Source organism: Belliella alkalica, from assembly GCF_022549785.1.
Classification (GTDB): domain Bacteria; phylum Bacteroidota; class Bacteroidia; order Cytophagales; family Cyclobacteriaceae; genus Belliella; species Belliella alkalica.
The window spans coordinates 339697-361040 of record NZ_JAKZGO010000001.1 but is presented as its reverse complement, the minus strand read 5'-3'; the positions used below and the strand labels follow the sequence as shown (position 1 = coordinate 361040).

The 21344-nt window shown below is 35.0% G+C and carries 14 protein-coding genes; 4 read left to right on the top strand and 10 right to left on the bottom strand.

What is annotated here, in order from left to right; translation table 11 throughout:
- Positions 1-16: 16 nt before the first annotated feature.
- Together MM213_RS01375 and MM213_RS01370 are read left to right on the top strand one after the other, a co-directional pair.
- Complete coding sequence (locus MM213_RS01375) at positions 17-1663, top strand: RagB/SusD family nutrient uptake outer membrane protein (protein ID WP_241409508.1); 1647 nt, start codon at positions 17-19, stop codon at positions 1661-1663.
- Positions 1664-1798: 135 nt separating this feature from the next.
- Complete coding sequence (locus MM213_RS01370) at positions 1799-3319, top strand: glycerophosphodiester phosphodiesterase family protein (protein ID WP_241409507.1); 1521 nt, start codon at positions 1799-1801, stop codon at positions 3317-3319.
- 25 nt (positions 3320-3344) lie between these two features.
- Here the strand turns inward: MM213_RS01370 and MM213_RS01365 are convergent, their stop codons facing one another.
- From MM213_RS01365 to MM213_RS01320, 10 genes are all read right to left on the bottom strand, one after another.
- A complete protein-coding gene (locus MM213_RS01365; RefSeq protein WP_241409506.1) occupies positions 3345-4064 on the bottom strand; it encodes a LytR/AlgR family response regulator transcription factor in 720 nt (239 codons plus the stop codon).
- Positions 4065-4323: 259 nt separating this feature from the next.
- Positions 4324-6252: an OmpA family protein gene (locus MM213_RS01360; protein ID WP_241409505.1), complete on the bottom strand. Its 1929-nt coding sequence runs from the start codon at positions 6250-6252 to the stop codon at positions 4324-4326.
- Between the two features lie 6 nt (positions 6253-6258).
- Positions 6259-7230, bottom strand: a complete 972-nt coding sequence (locus MM213_RS01355; RefSeq protein WP_241409504.1) for a PorP/SprF family type IX secretion system membrane protein — start codon at positions 7228-7230, stop codon at positions 6259-6261.
- Positions 7231-7232: 2 nt separating this feature from the next.
- Entirely contained in the window at positions 7233-10703 is a 3471-nt protein-coding gene (locus tag MM213_RS01350) for a CLIPPER-2 domain-containing protein (protein WP_241409503.1), read from the bottom strand.
- A gap of 36 nt (positions 10704-10739) precedes the next feature.
- Complete coding sequence (locus MM213_RS01345) at positions 10740-12944, bottom strand: peptidase domain-containing ABC transporter (protein WP_241409502.1); 2205 nt, start codon at positions 12942-12944, stop codon at positions 10740-10742.
- A gap of 3 nt (positions 12945-12947) precedes the next feature.
- Positions 12948-14129, bottom strand: a complete 1182-nt coding sequence (locus MM213_RS01340; protein WP_241409501.1) for an HlyD family secretion protein — start codon at positions 14127-14129, stop codon at positions 12948-12950.
- 191 nt (positions 14130-14320) lie between these two features.
- A complete protein-coding gene (locus MM213_RS01335) occupies positions 14321-14554 on the bottom strand; it encodes a hypothetical protein (protein WP_241409500.1) in 234 nt (77 codons plus the stop codon).
- Positions 14555-15221: 667 nt separating this feature from the next.
- The gene (locus tag MM213_RS01330; RefSeq protein WP_241409499.1) at positions 15222-15458 is read right to left on the bottom strand and encodes a hypothetical protein; all 237 of its coding nucleotides are present in this window, start codon (positions 15456-15458) and stop codon (positions 15222-15224) included.
- 257 nt (positions 15459-15715) lie between these two features.
- Positions 15716-16684 (bottom strand): sodium-dependent bicarbonate transport family permease, encoded by a 969-nt coding sequence (locus MM213_RS01325; RefSeq protein WP_241409498.1) that lies wholly within the window; start codon positions 16682-16684, stop codon positions 15716-15718.
- Positions 16685-16718: 34 nt separating this feature from the next.
- A complete protein-coding gene (locus MM213_RS01320; RefSeq protein ID WP_241409497.1) occupies positions 16719-17009 on the bottom strand; it encodes a hypothetical protein in 291 nt (96 codons plus the stop codon).
- 98 nt (positions 17010-17107) lie between these two features.
- Between MM213_RS01320 and MM213_RS01315 the strand changes: the two genes are divergently transcribed.
- Both MM213_RS01315 and MM213_RS01310 read left to right on the top strand, forming a co-directional pair.
- On the top strand, positions 17108-18025 hold the full coding sequence (locus MM213_RS01315; protein ID WP_241409496.1) for a LysR family transcriptional regulator: 918 nt from the start codon (positions 17108-17110) through the stop codon (positions 18023-18025).
- 537 nt (positions 18026-18562) lie between these two features.
- Positions 18563-21268 (top strand): phosphoenolpyruvate carboxylase, encoded by a 2706-nt coding sequence (locus MM213_RS01310; RefSeq protein ID WP_241409495.1) that lies wholly within the window; start codon positions 18563-18565, stop codon positions 21266-21268.
- Positions 21269-21344 lie beyond the last annotated feature (76 nt).

Sequence of the window (21344 nt, the reverse complement as noted above, 5' to 3'; positions counted from 1 at the left end):
TAAAAAATTAGCTACAATGAAAAAGTCATATATAAAATTAACAATGCTCATAATGTTGGGCTTTTCAAGTCTGACATCTTGTACCGATTATTTGGAAGAAAAGCCTACGGCACAGTTTACAGCAGATTTCGTCTACAACACTCCAGATGGACTAGAGGCAGGTGTTGTAGCCTTGTATGCATTGCATAGATCCTTTTGGGAGAATCAAGCAAACAATGGCTCAAATGCAATCATCATTGATTCAAAAGATGATTTGACTGTACCAAGAGGAGGGGAAATATCTAATTATGGTAGGATGAGAAATGGTACTAGGGTTGATAACAGCGGTGTATATGGAAACTATTGGAGACATTACTATAGACTAATAGATAGATCAAACGCTCTGATACAGGCAGCGGAGAATATCACCAACATAGATGAGCAAAGAAGGTTGCAGATTTTGTCAGAAGCAAAATTCTTTAGGGCTCATTCAGTTTTTATTTTATACAAACTCTTCAAAAACATCTACATAACCACTGAGCCTACTACCCCTGAGAATTCTTCCTTGATTATCAATGATAAAACTTCCAAAGAAGAGATTTTTGCATTAATCAAAAGCGATCTTGCATTTGCAATTCAAAATCTTTCATTGACAAATTCACAGCCAGGTAGAATTCGGAACGGTGTGGTAAGGCATGTGAGAGCTGAAGTAGCCTTGTGGGAAGAAGATTGGCAAGAAGCAAAACTACAATCTGAGGCAGTAATCAATTCAGGTGCCCATGCGCTAGTGCCGAACACTGGACTTGTCTTCGCTGGAGATTTGAATCATTCAGAAGCTTTGTGGACACTTCAGTGGAGAGCGCAAATCAATGGCATTGCCCATAGAATAAACTTCAATCTAATGCCAAACTATGCTGAACTTATTCCCGGATCTAGATATACCATCGAGCAGGGAGGGAGAGGATTTGGATGGCTAACATTGAACAATTACCTGAGGGATTTACTCAATGAAGACCCTAACGATACGAGGATAAAAGGGACTTATTATATTCAAGATTATGTTTATAATGACCCAAATACCATTCCTGCTGACAAAGTTTTAGGTGAAAAAATCATTCACCCACAGTGGCAGGAGTTCGCTTCTACAGCAGCAAATAGAAATTTTTGGTTCATAAGACTTAATGCCGGTTGCAAAAAGTACTTTCCCGATAATGGTATTCCCACTGAAAACAACCATTTTAAAAATATAATGCTCTATAGGCTTGCTGAAACTTACCTTTTTGCTGCTGAGGCAAATTATAGACTTGGTAATACAAGTGATGCTATTTCACAATTAAATGCAGTAAGAGCTCGTGCAAATGCTGCACCTGTATCAGACATCTCCATTGAAGCCATCCTTGATGAGCAAGCCAGAGAGTTGGCTTTTGAGGGTAGGAGATGGTATATGCTGAAAAGAACAGGCAAACTATATGAGCATATTATCACCTATGCAGGATATGGAATGCCTGGTGATAAGAGTTTAGAAAATTCTACTGCTGGTGGTGCCAATAATACCAAGGAAAGACCATTGCCATACAGAAATGATGCTAGAGCTACCATGGAACCTCATATGATAAACTGGGTCATTCCTTTGAGTGAAATCAATCTTCTCGGACCAAATTACCCACAAAACGAAGGGTATTAATTAAAACAGGGTGATTGATAGATGACTTTTTATTTTACATTTATCAATCCCCTTTTTTTCTTTGAATACAGGGTTTTGTTATGGTTCCAAATCAAAGTTCTTTAAAAATATATTTGCTGTACAATAAAATTATTTATGAAAATATTACTATTTGCACTTGCTATTTTCTGTGTTTCATGCACTAATAATCCCCAATACAGTCATGAAAATCAAGAATCACCGACAAAAATAATAGCTCATAGAGGTGCATGGAAAAAAAATGGCTTGCCCCAAAACTCTCTAGCCTCACTAAGAAATGCGATTGAGAAGGGTTTTGATGGTTCTGAGTTTGATGTGCGCATCACCAAGGATGATTCATTAATCATAGTTCATGATCCTGTGCATCAAGGATTGAATGTAGAAGAATCGACTTATCAAGAGTTGATTGAGTATCCCTTGTCAAATGGAGAACGACTACCGACTTTATTGGAATATTTGGTGGAGGGTATGCGTGATAATTCCAAGACCAAATTGATATTGGAAGTCAAACCTTCCGAAAATGGCACCATAAAAGGTCAATACATAGCTGAAAAATCAATGGATCTTGTTAAAAAACTTGGAGCTGAAAGTAATGTGATCTATATAAGTTTTGATTTTGAGATACTTAAGAAGTTAAAGTCAATTGATAAATCGGCATCAGTTCATTATTTAGAAGGAGACAAAAAACCTATTGAAATCAAAGATAACAATATCGATGGTCTTAATTATCACTACTCTAGATACAAGAAAGACTCTCTATACTTCTCCGAAGCCAAAAGTTTAAATCTAAAATTAAATTCATGGACGGTAAATGATCCCGATATAATGGATTGGCTTTTAGATAACAAGCTTGACTACATTACTACAGATGAACCTGAGATTTTGGCTGAAAAAATTTTTCTTAGGGAAAAGCTAGAGGATAAAAAATTGGTGTGGAAGGATGAGTTTGATTATGAAGGACTTCCTGATTCTACCAAATGGTCTTTTGACACACAGGGGAATGATTGGTCTTGGGGTAATGACGAGCTTCAGTGGTATACAGAATCTAATTCAAATAATGCAGAAGTATCTAATGGTATCTTGAAAATTACAGCAGTCAAAGAAGCTATTGGAAATAAGAGATATAGTTCTGCGAGACTTAGATCTCTGGGTAAAGGAGATTTTAAATATGGATATTTTGAAATCAGCGCTAGGATGCCTTCTGGTAATGGTACGTGGCCAGCTATTTGGATGCTTCCAAGTAATTCTGATAAAGGTTGGCCAGAAGGTGGGGAGATTGATATAATGGAACATGTGGGGTTTAAACCAGATACAGTATTTGCAACTGTACATACCAAAGCGCATAACCACCTTATCAATACGCAAGTTGGAAATGACTTCCTTTTGCCAACAGCTGTCTCCGAATTTAATATTTATAGCTTGTACTGGGATGAAGAAGTCATTAAAGCCTATGTAAATGGTATTTGCTACTTTACTTACCAGAAAAATGGACAAGGGACTGAAGTATGGCCATTTGACAATGAATTTCATTTACTACTGAATTTGGCAATAGGAGGGGGTTTAGGAGGAAAAAAGGGCGTAGACGACAGTTTGTTTCCGCATGTCTTTGAAGTGGATTATGTGAGGGTATATCAGTGATCATCAAGAAAAATCCAATCTAGATTCAGGAATTTATTTTTGTAATGTACTTTTGAAGTCCAGAATAGTGGTTTTTTCCAATAGGAATAAAATGATCTCCAATTTTTAACTCCTTTCCATTGATGGCATCGATATTTCTTATGTTTACGACAAATGATTTGTGTACCCTTACAAAAATACCATTGGGAAGATTAAACAAAAGCTCTTTGATAGCACATCTTAAAATGAATTCAGTATTACTTGAGATAATCCTGAGGTGATTTTCTGCTGTTTCTATGTAATCTATTTCGTAGACATTAACTTTCCTTAACCAACCTTTGTCTTTAATATAAAGGTAGGTATGATTTTCCTGAAGCTGATATGTTGATCTATTTTTGGAATTGACATTATTGAGAACTAACTCTATTGTAATGATTAATGTTTCCTTACAAAATGGCTTCAAAATGTACGCTTCAGGTTTTATTTTTTTTACTCGTTCAATAGTATTACTGTCATTGAGTGAAGAAATAATGATGATTGGAATAGAGCTGGCCTGTCTGATTTTTTCAGCGATCAATATACCGTCATTTTGATAACGAAACTCAATCTCCATTAAGATTAAGTCTGGATTAAAAGACGTTAAAATATTTTCAACTTCGATATCAGAATTTGTGCTCTTTATATTATCGAAACCATTTATCTCCAATAATTCGCGAATCGTTTCTGTCAAAACCATATCGTCTTCGATTAATAAAATTCTATTCATTTCCACATATTAGGGTTTTACTTTGTTATTAGATGGTGATTTTCTTATTGCAAATTTCCTCAATGCAAATAGATTCATTTTTAAGTCATACTATTTGTCAAGAAATCTGAAATTGATCAGGGCAGATAAGAATGATGTTTATTCACTTTCATATCAGTATCCACATTTTAAGTTAACCTTTGACGACTATTCGCATGATTTCATTTGAAAATTCACTTTCTAGTAGCATTTCGGATAATCATCTATTGATCACAATATTCTATTTTTTATTATTGATGATCTGAAATTCCACTCGGTCATTTTCTAAATGTTCTTCGTCGGAACAAGGTATTCCCGGTACACAATCATTGATAGGTTTACCGGATCCTTCACCGATGGTCTTGATCCGGTCTTTATTTATGCCCTGATTAGTCAAATAATCTTTGACTAATTGGGCTCTCGTTTCAGATTTTCTTTTGTTGGTTATTGGATTTCCTCTAGCATCAGTATGACAGAAGATTTGCACTTCCGTATCCATATTGTGTTTCAACAGCAACACAAGTCTATCGAGTTTTTCCGTATTATCACCTTTTGTGAGCTTACCTGAATCGTCAAACCCAGCTTCAAACAAAAGTTGTTTTTCTGTATTTAACCTAGTCATACCAAACTTCATATACTCTTTGCTTTTTGCAGGTTCTATTATGATTTGCTGAAATGGTTCATAGCCTTTATTTAGTATCAAAACACTGCTTTTTTGTACCTCTGGATTCCAATTGATTTCAAATTTTCCCTTATCATCTGTATAAATCAGTGTGGTATCTAAATCTTGCAGGTACAAGATTTTTAAGGGTTTAATAGGAGTATTGTATTCCCGATCAAACACAATTCCGCCAAGCGATTTAGTTGAATTGTTTACATAAGTTATTTTGTATAAGTCATCATTCCCATCTCTATTTGAGCTTATGTATGCTTCTTTTTGATCTTGATTCTTATAAATTGTAAAAAATAAATCATCACCATTTGAGTTTGTTGGCATTTCGAGATTTTCGGGTTGTCCATAACTGTTTGCTTTTATTATGGAAAAATAGACATCGTAACCACCATATCCCTCATGACCATTACTTGAGAAATATAGCTTAGCATCTTTCACAAATGGGCTTCGTTCATCTTTATCAGTATTGATTGGTTTCCCTATATTTTTGGGTTTAGACCATTTATTTTTTCCTAAATACTCAACATAGTACAAATCAAGACCTCCATAACCACCTGGTATGTCAGATGAAAATATCAAAATATTCCTCTCAAAATCCCAGTGGGGATCTATCATGGCGTATTTTTCTGATTTATCGTTGATTAGCTTTTGTTCAGCTCCATATTGACCATTTTCTAGCTTAGGTCTCAAAAATATTTCTGGTAATCGAATATCATTATCAGGCAGAATAATGTTTTTTAGCTTTTTCGTGTTGTCTAATTCACTTGCGGAATAAAAAACGAAATGGTTTGAAAATGTGATAATTCCATGTTGAACCTTGTTTTCAATGAATGTGACCAATTGTGCATTTTGAGTACTTTCTATATCAGAAGAATTGATTTGGTAAGATTTAAATATTAGATTTTCGTATGGGTTTCCAGTACTTTGAAAGAACTTGTCGGGTTTATTTGACACGAAATAATATGTCCCATTGTAGTTTTGAAGGCCAAAATCTCTATAAATTGAATTGATACCAGATAATGAAACGATTGACTCTACAGATTGGTCAATTATGGGATTTTCATTTTTTTTCAAAATTCCCTGCATGTATGCTAGTTCATTTTTTTTGAGGTTTATCCTGTTCGAAAATTTGCTCAACTGATACAAAAGTTGGGCTTGTTTGTAGTCTTTTAATTTTACACTTGTTTCAAAATAGGGTAAAACATCATCCTCTGACAATTCAAAATTGTCTTTCAAGTATAAAAACCCTTCTGATGCAACTTCATAATTTTTTAAATAATAGTTAGTCATGGCCAAGCCTTGTACTGCTTCTCTAGTCTCCTTTACACTCAGTGATTTTTTGTAAAGATCAAGAGCTTCCAAAAATTGCCCTTTCTTAAAAGCGTCATTTGCTTCTTGTAATCTTCGCTTTTCAAAAGTCTGGAATCCTTGAGCGCTTACAAAGCCTACTAGGATAAGTGAAATATATACCGTTATGATAGTTTTTATGATTTTCATATCTAATCAAAAATATTTTGGAGAATATAGCTTAGGCCTTCTTTGCGGAAATAGAAAACCTATTGAAATATCATGAGTCGAAAAGGAGCGCAAACTTATACTATTGATTTGATGATCATATGCATACCCAATCCTAAGTCCGTTAACCAACCAAAACTGGACAGTTCCAACAAGTCCAGTACCTCGTTTCAAATTGTCGTTATTTACCCTGTTTGCATAATCAACAGCAGTTCTATATGTGAGACCCAACCATAATCGCTCGTAAAACAAAAGACTTGAACTAAAGTCAAATCTAGCAGGAGATCTAAAATCATCTAGTAATAAAAGTGTATTTTTCATGCTCACTTCATTACTTAGATCTAACCAAAACCCTGTAAAAATATTTGTCTCTATCGTATTGTTCAAGACAAAATCACCTCTATCACTTCCGAGGAAAATAGAGGCTAAGTTGTCTATACCCAAACCGAAAAAGAATGTTTCATCATAATAAAACAACCCTGATTTCAACTCAGGATAAGATACATTTCCTCCAGCTGTAGGGATGCCTGGATCTTCTGAGTCCAATCCATCAAGCAAGGATCCATCTAAAAAGGAATTTACTAATCCTAAGCCAATGCCAAAACTTAAAAATTGCTCTTCCGAAAGTTGAAGATGATAAGCTACGTTTCCATAAATAGCATTGGTCCGATTGGCTCCAAGCTGATCGTTTATCGCATGTATTCCTATCCCAAGTTGTTTACTATCAAGAAACCCATCTGCAGCAAGAGCTATGGTTTTTGGACTTCCTTCTATACCTGCCCATTGTGTGCGGTAATAGCTTTGGACGTAAATTTGCTCTTTGTATCCTGCGTAGGCTGGATTGATGAAGACTGGATTGAACATGTACTGGCTAAACTGTGGAGTTTGCTGTGCATGAATATGATTTGAGGCAATCATGAATATGAAAACTAGTACTGAATATATTTTTGACTTTTTCATAGTTATTTGATTAGCGTTATATATCCACTTACTAAAAAATCACTCCCATTAATCTTCTTTCCTTGTATTTGGTAAAAGTATGTTCCCGGATTTAAGCCATCACCAGACCATCCATCCACATAATTAGATCCTCGGAAAAGTTCGATTCCATATCTATTGAAAATGATTACTTCCCATGTTTCCAGAAAACCTCCCAAACCTTGTGTTTGCCAAGTGTCATTTTTGCCGTCCCCATTTGGAGTAATGACATTTGAGACTTTATAATCCAACTGTTCATGAACCGTGTTTGCAACCTGAACCACTTCTATGCCCTCGTTTTTCTCAATAGCCAAATATGCCTGGTTGATAACATTCAATGAAGGAATCAATGCCTCAACCTCAAACACTAAAGTTTTGCTTTCACCCACAGCAAGAGTAGAAATCTCCCAAATTAAGACTCCAAATTCTGAATTGTATTCTGCTGCTGTACCTTGGTTTATAATTCCTACAAATCCCACTTCTGCCGGCAGTGTATCACTGACAATAATGCGTCTTTCAATGATTTCATTTTCCCCTTGATTTGTAATTGTCAATGAATAGCGAAAAACTTCCCCTACCTGAACCGATGTTTTTTCCAGGGATTTGTCGAGTAATATATTCAAATCAGCATCTAGATCAGACTCTTGTACTTGGACTGGAATAGATTGGGCAGTTTTCTCTTCGAAATTGGCGCCTGATACAGATGCAGTATTGATGATTACTTGTGCATTTTCCTGTACCATTGCACTTATATTCAAGATTAGATTACCACCAGATGCCAATGATGGAAATGTCCAGCTCACGGTTTGACCATCTATTTGTGAAGAACTATTTGCAGAGATAGGTAGTAAGTAATTTGGTAAAATATCTTCAACCAAAAGATTTTCAGCAACGACATCCCCTGCATTTGTAATCATTATTTCAAAATCGATGATCGACCCAATGAATACTTCATCGTTATTTGAAAGAATTTTCGATATTGATACTGTTGTTTCACTGTTTTCTTGCTCCTTGATAATTACAATTGTTTCTACAATTTCCGAAAGGACAGGTGAGGGGATCTCTACACTCGTAATTGATGCTTGGTTTCTAATAATTGATTCTGGCACTGCATCTTCGAGAATCTCCACTATCAATGTAAGCTCTAATGTCTCTTCAGGGCTCAAGGTTTGAATACTCCATAATACTGTCCCTGAAGTCAATGTACCGTTGTTATCTGCACTCACAAAAAGTGTATTTGCTGGGACTGGATCTGCTACCACCAAATTGCTTGCAATCCCATTCCCAATATTTTTTACTGTAATTGTATATGTTATTAATTCACCAATAGCAGCTTCGGATTTATTGACTATTTTTTCTATTTCGAGAATGGGATCATCATCATTGATTACCAATACATTCACTGTATTTGAAGTTTGATTATTCTCGTTTTCATCTAAAAGCTTTCCTGTAGCTAAGTTTGAGATTATCGATCCTGTTGGCAAACCCTCCACAAGCCTGACGGTGATTGTCAATTCAATAATTTCTTGGGGGGGGAGATTTGGGATACTCCAAGTTACCGTGTTGTTTGATGATAGCTTGACATTGCTTGAAGATGTGACAAAGATGAACCCAGGCGCTAAAATGTCTTTTATCTCAAGATTATTAAGCTCTCTACTTCCTTCGTTTGTAACAGTTATAGTAAAGGTTACTATTTCACCGCTTTTTGCAGTTTCACGGTCAACAGATTTTTCTAGCTTGTAATTTTGGCAGTTTTCTGCCATCATAATTGATACAGGGATAGGAGAGGGGCTATTACCACAAGAGTTTTCAAATTCAGTTACAAGATAGAATGTCGAAATAAAGTTGTCAGCATTAAGGTTTGAGACAGTTAGCACACCTTGTTCATCTATGCGAAACAAGGTTTCTAATATTTGCTGATTGTCCAGAATCTCTGTTTCCAAGTCTGCATCCAAATACCATCTGAACCTTAGCTGACCCTCTTCAAATCCACTTTCGGAATTCAATCTTGGAGTTAGAATCAAAGTATCACTTGGACAAATCGCTTCTTCATTTCCACTGACTACGATTTCTAGATCTTCTATTGCTGGCAATAGTCTTATAACCATGGGTAATCTATCAGATTCTTTTAAACATACTGGGTCAAAAGAGGCTACATAAAATGTTTGATTTTCAAATATTTCTTGACTGATGAAGTTTGCGTTTTCCGGAAGTTCAGCCAATGGAACTTCAGCATTCAAACTATCATACCACCTCAACAGCAGATTTTCGCTTGCGTTGGCTGTAAGTGTTACACTTTCACCTTTACAAATCTCAATTTCCAAAAGCTCCTGAGGGATAATAGGTTCTGCAATGGTTTTTTCGATCAAGGCTAATTGAAGACTTGGAAGACTTGTGGCACCATCTGTATTTCGGCATAAGAGGACAGCTATTCTATTTATCTGATTATCGACTTCAAAGTCAATGTTGATGAATTCACCGTTTTGGAGTTTTTGAATATTTTCAGTAGATACCAAATCTGCAAGATCTTGCTCGAATACTAAGTTGGAGTTTTCAAAGCCGTTTATACTAATGTTCTGTAAATCAGGAGTACCAATATTGTCAGTATCAAATCGGAATCTTAGCGAAAAAGTAGATCGTTCAGCAGATAGTTCTGAAAGTAAAACGAACTGTTCCATTGAAGCATCTTGATTGATTGCAGTAAAATTTAAAATCGAAAAAGTTTCCGGATCTCCATCCAGAATATTTTCAGGGTTGATTACAGGTTGGGTGCCTAGAAGATTTGAAAGATTAAAGTTTTGGAGATTTACGCCAGTGAATACAGGTTTGATACATTCATGATTTGGCGTAATTATGAAGGCCCCAAATATTTCAGTTGTATTTTCTACTCCCAATCCCAAAAGTGCACTAGTCCTGTCAATAATCCTTATGCTTCTATATGGTAGATCAGGTCTGATACTGATATAGTAATCACCATTTTCATCTACTACTACCCTCAAATCATCCCCTGCGAAATCAGTTGGTGTACCAGTATTTCCAGATAGGATTATTTGGTTTGAATTTTTTGCCTGAATTTCCAAAGTATGATTACCAAATATTTGGTTTTGCAGTAAGCTGCTCCCCAGACCTGATTCCCGTCCACCAAGTAAAGCTTCTAATACTTCTATATCAAAATCTAGCTTGATAAATGTAGTTGTATTGGCAGGGAGGATACTAGGAAATTCTATTTCAATAATTCCAGTTCTTGCTCCTATGCCTAGTGCCAATCCTGAATTTGAGCTCAATCTGGCAAAAGTGTCCAACTGCCCATCTACTGCATTTGGTGCATTTGAAACACCTTCTTGAAAAATGACTTGATTAGCAAATTCTTGGTTAATTTGTGCCCATAGTTGATTGTTTTCTCCCAAAAGAAAAATGATAATAAATAACAAAAATGACTTTGATAGTATATTCATGATTGAATGATTCATTCGAATGGCAATAAGTATTCATTATTTACCCGTATTGATTTTGTAATCAGGCATCTGTTTTTGCCACATGTTATGGTATATGCCTTGTTTTACCAATAATTCCTCGTGGTTACCAGACTCAATCAATAATCCTTTATCCATTACAAGTATCTTATCAGCACTAATTACAGAAGATAGTCTATGGGCTATCAAGATGACAGTCTTTCCCTTATCTTTGAGGTCATAGAGTGTTTTCATGGTATAGGACTCAGATTCAGAATCCAAGGCTGATGTAGCTTCATCAAAAATCAGGATACTTGGATCTTTGTATAATGCACGTGCTATAGCCAATCTTTGACGTTGACCACCAGAAAGGCTGACACCATTTTCACCTATATATGTTTTGAAACCATTGGGTAGCTCTTCTATAAATTCTAAAATTCCCAAATCTTGACATATTCTCAGTACCTTTTCGATATCAGGATTGAAATCCCCTACAGCTATATTGTCTAATATATTTCCTGCAAAAAGATGAATGTTTTGAGGAACTACACCGATTAATTTTTTGAGTGACCCTCCATGAATGTATTCCAGGTTTTGCTTACCTATATAGACACGTCCAGAAGATATAGGATATACCTTTTGGATAATAGACATCAAGGTAGATTTCCCAGAACCAGATTGACCAACAATTGCAGTGATCTTCCCTGCTTCCATTTCTAGATTCAAACCATCAAAGACTTGGCTTCTGGTACCATAGCTGAATACAACATCTTTGAATTGTATATTTCCAATATGATCTTCTGTGATCTGAACTTTGCCTTCGTTGCTATCCGTATCTATGTCCATGATTTCAAAAAGTCTGTCTGCAGCAATCAAAGAATCTTGAATGGTTTTGTTCATACTGATAAATGATGCAACAGGCCCAGTAAAATATCCCATAATCGCATAGAATGATAAGAGCTCACCAGCTGTAAGTTCATTTTTCAATACGAAGGTGGTTCCAATCCATAAGAGAATTACTGTAAACAAAGAGGTAACCATACCGCTAGCATTCCCAATCCAAATTGAATTTGTGCCAGATTCATAAATTGATTTAAGTAAATTGATGAATCTTCCTTCAGTTTTTAAATTCGTAAAGTCTTCAATTCCAAATCGCTTGATAGTGCTCACTGCATTCAGGGATTCTACCAATTGTGCTTCAAGATCAGCAGAATTTTCCATCAATTCTCTTTGGGTTTTCTTGTTTACCTTATTTGAAAAATAGTAAATCAATACATACAAAGGGATTACAACCAACATTAATAGGGCTAGTTTCCAATAGAAAACAAACATCAATGTAAAGGAGAATATCAGGACGAAAATGTTTACGATGAAACCGACGATCACATCATTAATAAATGCCCTTATTTTTACAGCATCATTGATTCGGGAGATTATTTCCCCTGTCCTCATGGTGTCAAAGAATTGCTGGGGGAGCTTTAGCAGATGCTTGTAGTAACCTAAAATTAGCTTTGCATCGATTTTTTGACCCGTTTGCAAGGTTAATATACCTTTGAAATGACCTAGTACTACACTGAAAAGTATAATACAGATCATCATAACTCCCATTAGGTTCAAGAGGTTTCCGTTGTCGTTTGGAAGGACATTGTCAATTATTTTTTGAATATAAAGTGAAGTTGCTAGTCCTAGTATAACAGCAAAGACAGAACCGATCAAAATTTGTGTGAAAATGAAAGAATAGGGTTTCAATAAAAACCAAAATCGTTTTGCTACACTGTATTTTTCATTTTTTGCTTCAAATGATTCATTGGGATCGATAAGTAAAACAACATTTGTCCATATCGAAAAAAACTCTTCGGTGGTCATTATCTGAACTTTCCCGATAGCAGGGTCCATCAATGTAACCTCCAAATCGGTGGTTTTTAAAATCACTACATAATGATGTAAACGTCCCCTAACTATTACATGGGCGATACTTGGGCATGGTAGCTCAGATATTTGATTATTATTTACTTTCACGCCTTTAGCATCGAAGCCTAATTGTTTTGCAGCTTCAATCATTCCCAGCAAGTTTGTACCTTTTTGGTCTGTATACGCTATTTGCCTTATTTTGGCAATCGGAACCTCCAAGTTGTAATAAGCGGATATAGCAGCTAGACATGCAGCACCACAATCTGTGAGATCATGTTGTTGAATCTCAGTTTTTTTAAAATCCCTATTTTTGAAGTAATTGAAATTAAACATACATTAATTGCTGGCTATATTTGGATTGACCCAATCATCTACCTTATCAAATAATAGGTTGATAATTCTCCTTCTAGTAAAACTAAACCTTGCCTGTACTGTCATTCCCTTGAGTAATTGTCCGGAATAGCCATTTTTTAGCGTCATTTCTTCCCTCGGAAGTTCACATCGGATCTTGAAATAGGGCTTACCATCTGATTGAATGAAAATATCATTTGATATAGATTCAATGGTTCCTTCCAAAAATCCCCACTCATTATAATTGAATGCATCTACTTGAAATTTTACAGGTGTATTGGGATTGATAAACCCAATGTCCTTTGGCTCAACAAATACTTCTGCTATCAATTCTCCATCTGGAGTGATTTCGGCTAAGGTTTCACCGGATGATACACTTGCGCCAGGAAACAACTGTCTCAAGTCCTGAATAAACCCATCTACAGGGGACTCAATGGTATAAAACTTGATCTCTTCATTGATTTGCGCCTCCTTCGATTTCAAATCTTGAAGTTGTAATCTTATTTGGTTTAGGTTGCTTTGCCATAAAGCAGCTTGCTGGGAGTAGGAGGCAAGCAAGCCGTTTTTGGAGCTTTCATAGACCTGTTTGGTTCTGTCAAATTCAGCTTCTGCTATTGCACCTGACTGAAAAAGTGTCTCTGATCTTTTAAATTCTTTTTTGCTAAGTTCAAATTGTTCTTTAAGATCATTCAGTTTTTGATAGAAGTAGTTTGCTTCCTGTTGGTAATTGGAGTTAGAAAGTCTTGGTATAGATTCCCAATCGTATCGGTTGGTTTTTTGAATCAAAAATGTCAAATCATTTAACTGTGATTCATACTCTGAGACCAATTTCCTTGTATTACCTGATTGCTCTTCCAAAATATTTGTCTTCACTGTAAAAATCCTGTCACCTTTTTTGACCCTGGAGTTTTCGACTACAAAAACTGAATCAATATTGCCAGTAACAATAGATCTTAATTGGTTTTTGTTGTCAATGGCTTTGATCATTCCCACACCGCGCACATTGACATCTACTTTGATGACAAATATGGAAATGAAGATTGCAATCAATAGTACTAAGACAGCCTGATATAAGACAATTGATTTTGAATCATATTTTCTAAAGAAATAGCTTGTAGTACCTTCCAATATCTCTGGTGGAAAGATCTCTTTGTGGTTCGGATTCATGTGATGATGATTTCTTTTCGTTTTTTAAATAGAATCTCACATAATTTCCCTTTTATAATAGGGGCACATCTTCGCGTGAACTAGTTTTCACACATATTTGACTTAGAAAAGTCTGATTGAAACGGATGAGGTCTATTTTATAATTATAAAAATCACAGCTAGCGGAATTGTCCACTAGCTGATAGTTGTATTTATCGACGATTTGCAAAGTCAAATAAACCAATGTTGCTTAGGTTCAATCCTAACCCAAACGAGTCTCTATCTCCATCTCTAGACTCTGATACACTTGACAGGTTAAGTCCTATACCACCAATCAAGGTAGTCTGAGAAGCTGATTCACCTCTATTTCTAGAACCTAAAAGTCCACCTAACAATCCACCATTTACTTCTCTCAATTCTTCGGAATTCATTTCTTGGAATTTCATAATAATTAAATTTAGTTAGTTAGTTACCTACTCTTTTGAAGGTTTTCGGTGTCCCCTTGATCTGCTAGCATGGAGCTATTTACGAAGTGAATGATTTGATTGGATTTATTGAAAGGAATAATATTCTAAAAAAAGTGTTTGCATAGTATTCGCAGTGATTCGCATAGAATTATTTTTGGTGATTTTGCCTGGATAAACTCTTCTTAGACAAATTTTTTAAAGGTGAATAATTTAGAAAAAATGCCACTTTAATTATAAAATAATAGGTAATATGTATATCCGCTTTTACACCAGTAGCCACTTAAAATAATCTAAAATAGTATATTTGAAGCGCTGTGGGCCGTTAGCTGTCGACAGTTGACAATTATCCGCAAGATTATTTGTGATAAAATCACATACTGGTGTCATTGCGGATAATCATTATAGGTAAATATCAAATGACATCAGTATTTTATGAAGAGAGTTATTTTTGATTCAATCCGGCAATATGGAAAAGTAATTAATTGATAATATAAAATCTAATAGTATAAAAATTAATTGAAAAATAAGAAGCTGTTCCTTAATCCATTTCAAAATCAAGCAATTTGACTCTATGAAAATTCACTTAGATGTATTTCCTATAAAAACAGGAACTGTCTCTTTTTGTGAGACAGTCCCTATTTAATTTTTATCTTCTATTTGCAGAATCAAACAGACCAATGTTGCTCAGATTAAGACCAAATCCAAATGAATCTCTGTCTCCATCTCTAGATTCTGATTCACTTGACAGGTTAAGGCCTATACCACCAATCAAAGTTGTTTGTGAAGCTGATTCACTGTTTCTGTTTCGCGAACCCAAAAGTCCACCTAACAATCCACCATTTACTTCTTTTAATTCTTCGGAATTTAATTCTTGGAATTTCATAATAATTAAATTTAGTTAGTTAGTTACCTACTCTTTTGAAGGTTTTCGGTATCCCCTTGATCTGCTAGCATGAAGACAAATACGAGGTATTGGATAAAGTTGGATTTACACAATCAAAAAAAAAATAGAAAAAAGTCAATTTTGATAATTTGTGTGTTCCCATTATTGTATATGGTTTAATGAAAAGTTCTGTTTAAAACACTAACAAATAAGCAAGTTGTGTACTTAGTGATCACGATGCTGACAATCATACATAATTAATAATAGGATGCCAAAAGGAAATATAGAGGCATTCCAATTGTAATATTTACTGGAAATGTCACAGCTAAAGCCATAGGTAGAAAGAGGCCTGGATTGGCCTTTGGTACAGTCATTTTCATAGCTGCAGGAACAGCTATATATGATGCACTTGCAGAAAGTATAGCCAACATAAAGCGATTTGAAACATCATCTGTCACTGCTGCACTAATTAAGGCTACTATTGATCCGTTTATAAGAGGAATTACAATGGCAAAAATCACTGGAAACCATCCATATTCGAAAAATGAACCTAGTTTTCTGCCGCTGATAATACCCATATCGAGAAGAAAAATCGCCAAAAATCCTTTGAAGATATCATTCGTGAAAGGTTTAATACCTTCGGCCTGAGCATCAGAGGCCAAGAAGCCTATAATTAAACTACCTAAAATCAACATTACACTACCATTTGTGAAAGAGTGCTTGATTACGATCCGTTTTTTAACTTTCTCAGACTGCATACTGTCTTTCGTAAATGTAGATATTAAAAGTAGACCAATGACGATTGCCGGCGCCTCCATCAACGCCATAATGGCAACCATGTGCCCATGAAGTATCATTTGCTGCATCTCCAAATAGCTGACGGCAGTGACAAATGTGACTGCACTGATAGAGCCATATGCTGCGGCGACTGCACCTGCATCGTAAACGCTGAGCTTTCTTTTCAATATGAAAAATGTATAAATTGGAATCGCTGAAGCAATGGATATCCCAAATAAAATAGTCCATGCAATCTCCATGTTCATAGCTTCATGTGCTAATTCTTGACCGCCTTTGAAACCAATTGAAAACAATAAATACAGAGAAATAAATTTTGAAGAATTGGGGGGGATTTCAAGATCACTTTTGAATAATACAGCTACCAAACCCAATACAAAGAAAAGCAAAGCTGGATTGGTAAGATTCTCAATAAGTAAGTTGAGATTCATAATTTTTAATAGGTTTGATTAAGATCAGAATTGATTAAACTTCAGTTTTTTTGCTCTCTTGGGCTATTAATTCAATAGAAGCATTAATCCTGTAAATTGAATTGTTTGCTTCAGCTTGTTTGAAAAAATCATTTATTTTCAGAAGTTCACCTTGAAGTGATTTGATTCGTCTTTCTGAGTTTTCATCTTTTATCCCGAATCTTATATTTGAACTGAAGCTTTTTCGGACATGAAAATTGATCTTATCATTGAATAATTGAACTAAAATCTCTCTCGCTTCAATTTGGTCAAATTCTCCCTCTATCAGATTAAATTTTTTATCCATTTCCATATTATCTTCTGTTTTTAAATTTTGGCCAAAATTGTAGGAAAAAATTCATTAGTTTTTATTTAACTTTATTATCTAAATCATAAAGATTGATTATGAATTATACTCTTCATCAATTATTGGTATTTCAAAAAGTAGTAGAGACATGCTCTATTACAAAGGCTGCAGAAGAACTGCATTTGACTCAGCCTGCAGTTTCAATTCAGTTGAAAAATTTTCAAGATCAGTTTGACATTCCACTTACAGAGGTTTTAGGCAGAAAAATTCATATTACCGAATTTGGGTATGAAATTGCCAAACTTGTCGAGGCGATATTTGCTCATGTCCAATCCATAGAAAGTGTCACGATGGCTTACAAAGGACAGCTTACAGGAAGATTAAAAATTGCAGTAGTTTCGACAGGAAAGTACGTGATGCCATATTTTTTGGGAGACTTTATGAAGATGCATCAGGGAGTTGAATTGAATATGGATGTTACCAATAAAAGTAAGGTTCTGAAATGTCTTGAAAAGAATGAAGTTGATTTTGCTTTATTGTCCATTTTACCCAAAGAAATGAATCTAGAATATTTAGACTTATTGGATAATGACCTTTTCTTGGTTGGGAATAAGCATTCAGAGGTTGATTTTGAAAACAATTCAGAAGAAATTTTTAAAAACTTACCTTTAATATTTCGAGAAAAAGGCTCAGGTACGAGACAAATTATGGAAAGATTTATTGAAGGCAGCAAAATAACAATTCAAAAAAAAATGGAATTAACTTCCAATGAGGCAGTCAAACAAGCAGTGCTAGCGGGTTTAGGATATTCTATCATGCCAATCATTGGAATAAAAAATGAACTTGTGACTGGGCAATTAAAGATAATACCCATTCAAGGATTACCAATAACAACTAAATGGAGATTGGTCTGGCTAAAAGGGAAAAAACAAATGCCATTGCCTAAAGCATATTTAGATTTTCTTCAAATAGAGAAAAATAGGATCTTGGAAAAATTTTTTGGCGATTTGATTTAATGACTTTGGCGATTTCTATACATAAGTATCCGTAATGTAGCACTTGGGTAAGAAGTAGCTTTGTAAGTTACGCATACTCATCAGCCTCAACAGCCCAAAGTCTACAGAACCACAAATCGTTCATCCGACAATCTATTGTTTGGCTACGTGCAAGAAAGCGGATAGTCACATTTCTATATTATTGATTTACACTACTTTACAAATTGAGATGAAAAAATTCGAATTAGCTTAGTTCCGATATTAATTGAAATTATATTTTGATAGATATTGATCCAAATCAAACATTAATACTAGAATAATAATCTACTGGCAAAGTAGCGGATTTACATATTATGATTATCCGCAATAATGCCATTAATCAATTAAACGATTGTTTTTTGGCAAACTGATACTAATAGATATTTGATATTGGTTCGAAATCACAGGTTAATCCAATTATCTAGATTCTACTGGTATGAAAACGGATATACATATTATATATTTTATCGATCTGTGAAATCGCTTTATTTTGCAATAAATAATGACCATATTTATAATATGGACCTCAAAAAATCTTCAAGTCAAAAATTAATTGCAGATAGAAAATTCCTAATTGAATGTTATGTGACAATGCTGTCACGTATCAAGGAAGATGGCCTTGTATCACTAATAAATCATAGCGACAAAAATTATAATTTGAATGAAAGTCATGTCTCTAGTGAAAAGGTAATACAGGCATTGAGCATTTATTTTCAATTGATGACATTGGTGGAAGAAAATGCAGCTACACAGTACAGAAGAAATGTAGAAACTGCGGAAAAATCAAATCCAATTCGTGGTTCTTGGTCAGAAGCATTTGGGATTTGGTTAGGCGCAGCTGTAGGAGAGGATGAAATACTCAGTGCCATATCCTCAACAAAGGTATTACCAGTACTTACAGCCCACCCGACTGAGGCAAAGAGGGTGACTGTTATTGAAATCCACAGAGAATTATATTTGCTTTTGGTAAAAAAGGAGAATCTCTCATTGAGCAGTTATGAACAAATTTTAATTAAAGAACAAATAATTAACTTATTGGAGAGGTGGTGGACTACAGGAGAAATATACCTAGAAAAACCATCTGTTAGGGATGAAAGGGCCAATGTACTTCATTATTTGACAAATGTTTTTCCTTTGATTCTTGAGAAAAGTGACCAAAAATTAAAGTACGAATGGTTAGCGCATGGACTAGACCCAACCAAAATCAAAAATCCTGATGTATTCCCTAAAATCAATTTTGGAAGTTGGGTTGGTGGTGATAGAGATGGCCATCCTCTAGTCACGGCAGATATCACTAAGGAAACTTTAGGACTCCACAGAGAAAAAGCTCTCAAACATGTGAAAAGTTGCCTGAATAATTTAGTGAAAAAGCTTTCTATTTCAGCAATTTCCAACTCAGTTCCCCAAGTGCTGATCGATGCAATTGGCAACAGATCAAAACTATTGGGGGATTCTGGTTTTAGAGCTGTCCAAAGAAATCCCCATGAACCTTGGAGGCAATTTGTAAATTTGATGTTGCTTCAGATAGAAAATACTATTTTGGAGGAAATAGAAGATCCACTCTTATGCTACAAATCCAGTAAGTATTTGGAAAAAGACTTGAGTTTTTTGAGAAATACACTTTTAGAATCTGGTTTTGATGGTATTGTCGAGGATTTGCTTTTTCCCGTTGAGCGTACAGTAAGGTGTCTTGGCTTTTATTTGGCAAAATTGGATATCAGGCAAAATAGCGATTTCCATGATAAGGCAATCTCACAGATTATGAAATCAAATGGAGAAATTGATTATGATTTTTCAAGTTGGGAGGAGATTAGACGATTGAGATTCTTGAACCATATCTTACTTTCTAACGCCTCGATTACCAATGTTGATAGATCTTATGGTTTAGAAGCAGATCACTTACTTGGTTGCTATAGGGTGGTCAGACATCATGTTGCTCAATATGGTACCGAGGGGATTGGGTCATTCATAGTAAGCATGACTAGAAGTCTCAGTGATTTATTACTTGTGTATTTGTTTATGAGAGAGACTGAATTGTTAGAGACCAATATTCAAGTCGTTCCATTGTTCGAAACTATCACAGATTTATACAATGGTCCCGTAATTTTAGATGATTTTTTGCAACACCCAATTACTAAAAAAAGGGCTGCAAGTTTGCAGAATAAGCAAGAAGTAATGTTAGGTTATAGTGATAGTAACAAAGATGGAGGGACGATAGCAAGTAAATGGAATCTATATAAAGCAGAAATTGCACTTGCTGAGGTCGGCTCAAAAAACCAAACAAATGTTTATTTTTTCCATGGAACTGGTGGTACTATCAGCAGAGGAGGTGGCAAGTATCATCGGTTTTTGGAAAGTATGCCAGAAAACACCGTAGGTGGGGCTATTAAACTTACTGTGCAAGGTGAGTCTCTTGCACAACTTTTCGGAAATCCACTTACTGGGACATACAACTTAGATGCTCTTTGCTCTGGAGTAGCAAGACACATTGTCAATGATGCAGCACATCAAAAAGGACTCAATTACCCATTGCAAATTATGGGGTTTTTGTCTCAAAAATCCTTCGAGCACTATAGAGATTTTATCGAAACAGAAGGATTTATCGATTTTTATGGTAAGGTTACTTGCATTGATGTTTTGGAAAAAAGTAAGATAGGCTCAAGGCCGGCTAGAAGAACAGGCTCAAGAACACTTGCAGACTTGAGGTCAATTCCTTGGGTGTTTAGTTGGAACCTTTCTAGAAATACGATTACAGGGTGGTATGGATTAGGTTCCGCTTTGAAAACCCTGAAAAAAAATAGACCTAATGATTTTTTGGTACTAAAAAATTCTATACAAAATTGGAGTTTTTTTAGGTTTTTGATGATTCAAACTGAAACTAACCTTATCTTATCCAATTTGAGTGTTATGAGACTATATTCTGAATTGGATGAGGATGTTGGAGAAAGGGAAAAGTTTATGAATAAAATCCTAGAAGATTATCAAGATAGTATTTTAATGCTCGAAGAGCTTTTTGGTGAACCAGCTTCTATTCGAAGAAATTCACAATATGAAAATTTGGAGTGGAGAAATGAAAAATTAGAAATACTGCATCATTTACATATAAAATACTTGAAAAAATGGAGGTCTATCAATGATGAGAATAGTAGAGAAAAAGAAAGTATTTTAATTAAATTATTAAGTATAATTAATGGATTGTCAAGTGGCTTAAAAAACACAGGATAAGCATCAAACTTAAGCTTTTCAAAGATTTGTAAGTGCTAATAGTTGATTTTATTTCGAAAAGCTAAGCAAATATGAA

What these genes read in the sequence shown, in the direction of transcription:
- MM213_RS01310 (WP_241409495.1), top strand. Translation starts at nt 18,563, where the DNA reads ATGGACCTCAAAAAATCTTCAAGTCAAAAATTAATTGCAGATAGAAAA.
- MM213_RS01325 (WP_241409498.1), bottom strand. Translation starts at nt 16,684, where the DNA reads ATGAATCTCAACTTACTTATTGAGAATCTTACCAATCCAGCTTTGCTT.
- MM213_RS01365 (WP_241409506.1), bottom strand. Translation starts at nt 4,064, where the DNA reads ATGAATAGAATTTTATTAATCGAAGACGATATGGTTTTGACAGAAACG.
- MM213_RS01315 (WP_241409496.1), top strand. Translation starts at nt 17,108, where the DNA reads ATGAATTATACTCTTCATCAATTATTGGTATTTCAAAAAGTAGTAGAG.
- MM213_RS01370 (WP_241409507.1), top strand. Translation starts at nt 1,799, where the DNA reads ATGAAAATATTACTATTTGCACTTGCTATTTTCTGTGTTTCATGCACT.
- MM213_RS01320 (WP_241409497.1), bottom strand. Translation starts at nt 17,009, where the DNA reads ATGGATAAAAAATTTAATCTGATAGAGGGAGAATTTGACCAAATTGAA.
- MM213_RS01335 (WP_241409500.1), bottom strand. Translation starts at nt 14,554, where the DNA reads ATGAAATTCCAAGAAATGAATTCCGAAGAATTGAGAGAAGTAAATGGT.
- MM213_RS01355 (WP_241409504.1), bottom strand. Translation starts at nt 7,230, where the DNA reads ATGAAAAAGTCAAAAATATATTCAGTACTAGTTTTCATATTCATGATT.
- MM213_RS01350 (WP_241409503.1), bottom strand. Translation starts at nt 10,703, where the DNA reads ATGAATATACTATCAAAGTCATTTTTGTTATTTATTATCATTTTTCTT.
- MM213_RS01340 (WP_241409501.1), bottom strand. Translation starts at nt 14,129, where the DNA reads ATGAATCCGAACCACAAAGAGATCTTTCCACCAGAGATATTGGAAGGT.
- MM213_RS01375 (WP_241409508.1), top strand. Translation starts at nt 17, where the DNA reads ATGAAAAAGTCATATATAAAATTAACAATGCTCATAATGTTGGGCTTT.
- MM213_RS01360 (WP_241409505.1), bottom strand. Translation starts at nt 6,252, where the DNA reads ATGAAAATCATAAAAACTATCATAACGGTATATATTTCACTTATCCTA.
- MM213_RS01345 (WP_241409502.1), bottom strand. Translation starts at nt 12,944, where the DNA reads ATGTTTAATTTCAATTACTTCAAAAATAGGGATTTTAAAAAAACTGAG.
- MM213_RS01330 (WP_241409499.1), bottom strand. Translation starts at nt 15,458, where the DNA reads ATGAAATTCCAAGAATTAAATTCCGAAGAATTAAAAGAAGTAAATGGT.